The 5,306-nt window shown below is 43.7% G+C and carries 6 protein-coding genes and 3 tRNA genes; 1 reads left to right on the top strand and 8 read right to left on the bottom strand.

Features of this window, described 5'->3' with window-relative positions:
- From A5295_RS05460 to A5295_RS05425, 8 genes are all read right to left on the bottom strand, one after another.
- A partial coding sequence (locus A5295_RS05460; protein WP_012913815.1) for an FAD-binding protein occupies positions 1 to 1,271 on the bottom strand: 1,271 nt, incomplete at its 3' end.
- 124 nt (positions 1,272 to 1,395) lie between these two features.
- Positions 1,396 to 1,566: a 50S ribosomal protein L33 gene (rpmG, locus tag A5295_RS05455; RefSeq protein WP_004105548.1), complete on the bottom strand. Its 171-nt coding sequence runs from the start codon at positions 1,564 to 1,566 to the stop codon at positions 1,396 to 1,398.
- 53 nt (positions 1,567 to 1,619) lie between these two features.
- Positions 1,620 to 1,693, bottom strand: a tRNA-Met gene (locus A5295_RS05450).
- 4 nt (positions 1,694 to 1,697) lie between these two features.
- A tRNA-Thr gene (locus tag A5295_RS05445) sits at positions 1,698 to 1,769 on the bottom strand.
- A 1-nt stretch (position 1,770) separates the two neighbouring features.
- Positions 1,771 to 1,852: transfer RNA gene (locus A5295_RS05440), tRNA-Tyr, on the bottom strand.
- Positions 1,853 to 1,962: 110 nt separating this feature from the next.
- Positions 1,963 to 3,060: a histidinol-phosphate transaminase gene (gene hisC, locus A5295_RS05435; protein ID WP_064622063.1), complete on the bottom strand. Its 1,098-nt coding sequence runs from the start codon at positions 3,058 to 3,060 to the stop codon at positions 1,963 to 1,965.
- A 193-nt stretch (positions 3,061 to 3,253) separates the two neighbouring features.
- Positions 3,254 to 3,547, bottom strand: coding sequence for a co-chaperone GroES (gene groES / locus A5295_RS05430; protein ID WP_004114319.1), 294 nt, complete (start codon positions 3,545 to 3,547; stop codon positions 3,254 to 3,256).
- A gap of 172 nt (positions 3,548 to 3,719) precedes the next feature.
- The gene (locus tag A5295_RS05425; protein WP_064622061.1) at positions 3,720 to 4,802 is read right to left on the bottom strand and encodes a hypothetical protein; all 1,083 of its coding nucleotides are present in this window, start codon (positions 4,800 to 4,802) and stop codon (positions 3,720 to 3,722) included.
- 309 nt (positions 4,803 to 5,111) lie between these two features.
- Between A5295_RS05425 and A5295_RS05420 the strand changes: the two genes are divergently transcribed.
- Positions 5,112 to 5,288 (top strand): FmdB family zinc ribbon protein, encoded by a 177-nt coding sequence (locus A5295_RS05420; RefSeq protein ID WP_004574103.1) that lies wholly within the window; start codon positions 5,112 to 5,114, stop codon positions 5,286 to 5,288.
- Positions 5,289 to 5,306 lie beyond the last annotated feature (18 nt).

Raw genomic sequence — 5,306 nt, 5'->3', positions numbered from 1 at the left:
CAGTTTATAGAAATATTTATTACAACAGGTTCAGGAATAAGCGTTACACCAAACTTACTTTGCACACCACGGATAATAGTTTTTGCCAAATTTGCAATATCGTCACAAGAAGCATTATTACGATTGGTAAGTGCCAAAGTATGCAATGAAGAAAGCCCCGCAGGCGAAGGTTTCCCATTTTCTATAAGCCTAAAACCCTTATGGAATCCAGCATGGTCAATAAGCCAAGCTGCAGAAGTCTTTATACCATGCGATCCATCTTGCATAATTGCATCAAATTTAGGAGCATCTTCTGGCAAAGTATCGGCTTCACTAGTACTAAGTATTGGATTCATAAAGAAACTACCGCAACTATGACGATCACTGTAAATATTATCGCCCTCTAAAAATTCGCCAGTAACATAGTCTTCACTTTGCAATCGCAAAGCAAATTCAACACCTTCAGCACACTTTGTACCACGCATCCACAGCTTATCGTAACGAGAAGCATCCTCAAGCATGCCTTTAGAGGCACGAACGCGCAAAACTTCACGACGTATTGCTGCTGTTTGCATGCGCTCACCCAATTCTACGTGCAAAGCATTAGCTAATTGCGAATGAGAGACAATGCCGGTTGAATTATGTTTCAAACAAAAAGTAACAGACAGCACAACGTAACGAGGAGTAGGAAAATACGAGTCCGCAGGAACTCCTACTGAAGAGTACATGCTTTTTTTAAGCAATGAAGTGCGATACCCAAAATTTAAAGCATCCTTCTGCAACTCCATAGTTGATTTTGTTTTGCGGTCCCAGACTTCTACGGAAGTAACACTTTGAGATACTTCTTGACCATAAGCGCCAATATTTTGCACAACAGAAGCCCCAACAGTGCCAGGTATGCCAGAAAGACCTTCTACACCCTCTAAGCCAAGAGAAATTGTATGGGAAACAAAATCATCCCAATTACAACCAGCTTCAGCATTGATATGCACTAAATGAGCACCACTTTGCAAATCAATGCCATCTTCTGAAGGTGCTGCTTCATCAAGCACATGAATATCACGTCTAGCATCTCGCACAACAACGCCATTGAAGTTCTCATCGCTAACAAGCATATTAGAGCCGCCACCGATAACGCATAAAGGCAGACCAAGCTCATCAGCATCTTCTACCGCTTCAATAACAGCAACGCGACTTTTTGGCTCTATAAAACGCGCAATTTTGCCACCTACGCCAACAGTTGTTATATCTGCAAAGGATGGATTATTTACTAAAGATGCTTGCATACTCATGGTTTAAATATTAACAGCAATAAATAACAAAAACCCCGCATTAAGCGGGGTAATAAGCATAAAATCTGCGCAACTAGCAATAAGCTTAAACAAGCCAAAATCGTGAGCGCAGTAAGCTGAAGATTCAGCGAGTCTCGCGATGAAGCGTATGCTTGCCACAGCGTGGGCAGAACTTGTTCAACTCAAGACGATCAGGCGTATTGCGACGATTCTTCGTCGTGATGTAATTACGCTCTTTGCACTCCGTGCATGCCATCGTAATGCCCGGACGGATGTCGGCGCTCTTGCTTGCCATTTCGTTCACCTCTACAATTCATTATTGGCCAGCCAGTCTCCTACTGGCCGTTGTAGCGAGGAAGAGACTCGAACTCTTGACCTTACGATTATGAGTCGTACGCTCTAGCCAGCTGAGCTACCCCGCCAGAGAGCCTCGAGTGAGAATCGGACTCACGACCTCTTCCTTACCAAGGAAGTGCTCTACCACTGAGCTATCGAGGCGTGGCGGGTAGTGGATTCGAACCACTGAAGCACGAAGCGGCTGATTTACAGTCAGCTCCCTTTGACCACTTGGGAAACCCGCCAGCAGTCTCCGTAAGAAGTGAACTTCAAACGGCAACTTTGTTATTTTGCCACGAAATCGCGACTAATGCAAGATTAAGACACGCCGAAAGCAAAACTTTTATGCAAAAAGCTAGTTATTTAGCGAAAAACCTTCGTTTTTTAAATTTTCGCAAACTGTCAAAACCCTGTCATTAGCCTCACGCTCGCCGATACTAATGCGAATACCTTCACCAGCAAAAGCGCGAACAGACAATCCTGCAGCAATAAAATGTTCTGTTGCCCGCTCGGTATCTGCCCCAAATGGCATCCAGAAGAAGTTTGCATACGCATCTTCAATATTCCAACCTTGCTCGCGCAAAGCTTCAAGAATGCGCTCACGCTCAGCAACAAGAGATGCAACACGAGTACTCATCTCCTTGCTTGCGTCATCTTCCAAAGAAGCCAAAGCTGCGACCTGCGCTATTTGAGACACTCCAAATGGCACAGCAACTTTACGCATAGCATCTACGACTTCAGCCGGAGCAATACCATAACCAATGCGCAAACCTGCCAATCCATAAGCCTTGGAGAACGTTTGAGCAACAACTACATTTGGATACTCATGGTACAGTTTTATGCCATTTGCAGTGCCTTTTGCTGTGTTAAACTGCACATAAGCTTCGTCAATAAGTACAAGAACGTCGCTTGGCACAGCATCTAATACCTTGCGAGCTTCCTCCTCGCTAAGTGAAGCAGAAGTTGGATTATTAGGATTATTCAAAATAACCAAACGCGTGCGATCGCTAATAGCCGCAATCATAGCGTCAATATCATGGGAATCATCAGCACGGTTAGGAATCTGAACGCTTGTAGCACCAGCTCCAGTCACAATAATCGGATAAGCTTCAAAGCTTCTCCAAGGATATATGACCTCATCTCCCGGACCTGCAACCAAGTCAACAAGCTGCGTAATAACTTCCGTAGAGCCGCAACCAAGCACGACTTCGTCTGCAGTCACACCAAAACGCTTGGCAAGTTCTTCAACAACTTCTGTGCCACACATATTAGGGTAACGGTTTATTACATTAAGAGCGCGATTTGAAATCGCTTCTTTTACGCTTTGCAAAGGCTCATAAGGATTTTCGTTACTAGAAATCTTATACGCACGAATGCCGTCCAATTTAGGAGCTGGCTTACCCTGCTTGTAGCTAGGAATTGTATCTACAATATTGCGGTGTTTGTATGTCATACTTCTCCATCATACTCCACACATGCCTTAACTGTGCAATAGCAAAAATCCGACCAAAACCTTACAACCACGTAAAGTTTCTGCCGCCTATCCAAATATTCCACAGACATTCTTACGTACCGCAATAAAAAACGCTGGGAACAACGTTTCCGTCATTTCCAGCGTAAGTTTTATTGTTTCAACCGGCTAAATACTAGCCAAGAATTGCAAGCACATCACGAGAAGACACGATTAAGTAGTCCTCACCTTCATAATGCACTTCAGTTCCGCCGTACTTGGAATAAAGGACCTTGTCTCCAACCTTAACATCCATAGGAATGCGCTCGCCCTTATCGTCGCGACGACCAGGACCTACGGCAAGAACTTCACCCTGCTGTGGCTTTTCCTTGGCATTATCTGGAATATACAAGCCAGAAGCAGTCTGAGTTTCCGCTTGAGCTTGCTTAACAATAATCTTATCCTCCAACGGTGTGAGCTTAATCGACACTGTTGCCACCCCTTTCATAAGAGATACTATTTCGTACGCAAGAAACAATCCGACGAGGCTGACGATCACGTCCGCAACCGCACTTACGCTCTATGTCTCATAATACCGCGAATTTAGCACTCTAACAACTCGAGTGCTAATCTTTTAAGAAAATTTTTAGAAAACTCTTAAATCATGCATTTCGACGAGCAAGAACATCATGCAAATTTGCCACGCCGAGTGAGTCTTCAGAACTCTCTGGAGCATCCACTTCGCTCACTTTTTCTTTTTCGTGGAACTGAGAAGAGTTTGTAGCAGCAAAATTAGCAGCGTCATTGGCATTATCAACATTAGCAACTGGTACAGCTTTAACTACTTGCTTAGTTGACTTAATTTCCAAACTTTCTGGAGTACGAGATGCTAAATTAGCATTACCTGAATCAGACTTAGTTTGTGAATCAAGCGAGAACGAAATTAAATCTTGATTAGACTGATAGTTTTGCTCCGAAGCCACAAAAGCGTTAGAAGAATCGTATGCGTCTTTATTTTCCGCCTCAACGATATTAGACTCTTTAGATTCAGATTCTTCTTTATACAAACGCTCACGCAACGCTGCATTGCGCTCTTGCTCCGCACGATGTAACGCAACACGAATTTCGCTCTGCTCCATAACCGAAGTTTCAGTATTGTCACGAGACGCATCATTTCGAACAGGCACTACAGTCTGAGATACAGAATATTCAGCACTGTCGTTTTGAGAAATCGCATCACTACTGTTGATTTCTCCATTAAAATCAGAATCAGATGCAGAAGAATAATCTTTCAACTGGCGTATAACAGCACTATTGTGGCGTTCGCACAGCTCATCCTCAGCTTTGCATTTCGAAGCAGCGCGCATTGTTGCAATACGCGCCTCCCAAGCACGAGCATGCTTAGAAGCACGAGCTCCAAAATAAAGCACTACTGCCAACATAGCTCCAGGAATAAGAGCAAAAACTGGAGAAAATATACCAGAGCATCCTGCTAAGAATACGACAAAAGTCAAGGCAGCAAGCGCAACTACCAACACACAACGACGGCGTATTGCAGCACGCCTAGCAGCGCGAATGCGCGCAATATATTCAGGAGTTAATGTTCGTTTTTGTTGTGTCGGTTGCATACAAGCCCCTTTTGCCAACATACTAGTACCGTCGCAAATGCGCGCAGTACTCCACTCACCTACAAGATGAAGTGTTGGTGAAAACCTATCCTCGCGATGTTCAAGCATAGACTTCATGCCGTTAACCGTGCGTTTAGGCAACCACCCGAACCATAAGGCTACGAGGATGACTAATACGAGTACCGCACTCACCGATTCATAACCCATAAGTATTAATATAAAGAAGTCATAGGATGTGTAGCAACATAAACATTTCGGCGTGTCGCCAAAATGTGGGATTATTGCGCGCGACATCACACAATATGCTGTGCCGCAATCATTCACTAAGCAAATTTAACACCTATAATAACTGTCATAGTATGTACTAGGATATGTGAAGGAACAGTAAGCTGCTACTTATGTGCTCGTGTAACTTCGGAGGGACTTTTGCCTACTTATCATTATCGTTGCAAGCAATGCGGATACGATTTTTCAGAACATCAATCATTTTCAGATGACCCTATTACCATTTGCCCTCAGTGCGGAAAAGATGCAGTGCACAAAGTGTACTCTGCTCCTCCAATCAACTTTAAAGGCAAAGGCTTTTATCGAACCGATAAATGATTTTGTAAAATTATAAAT

The organism is Gardnerella sp. 26-12 (genome assembly GCF_001660745.1).
In the GTDB taxonomy this organism is placed as follows: domain Bacteria; phylum Actinomycetota; class Actinomycetes; order Actinomycetales; family Bifidobacteriaceae; genus Bifidobacterium; species Bifidobacterium swidsinskii.
The sequence above is the reverse complement of the archived record's forward strand: the minus strand, read 5'-3'. Positions and strand labels throughout refer to the sequence as shown.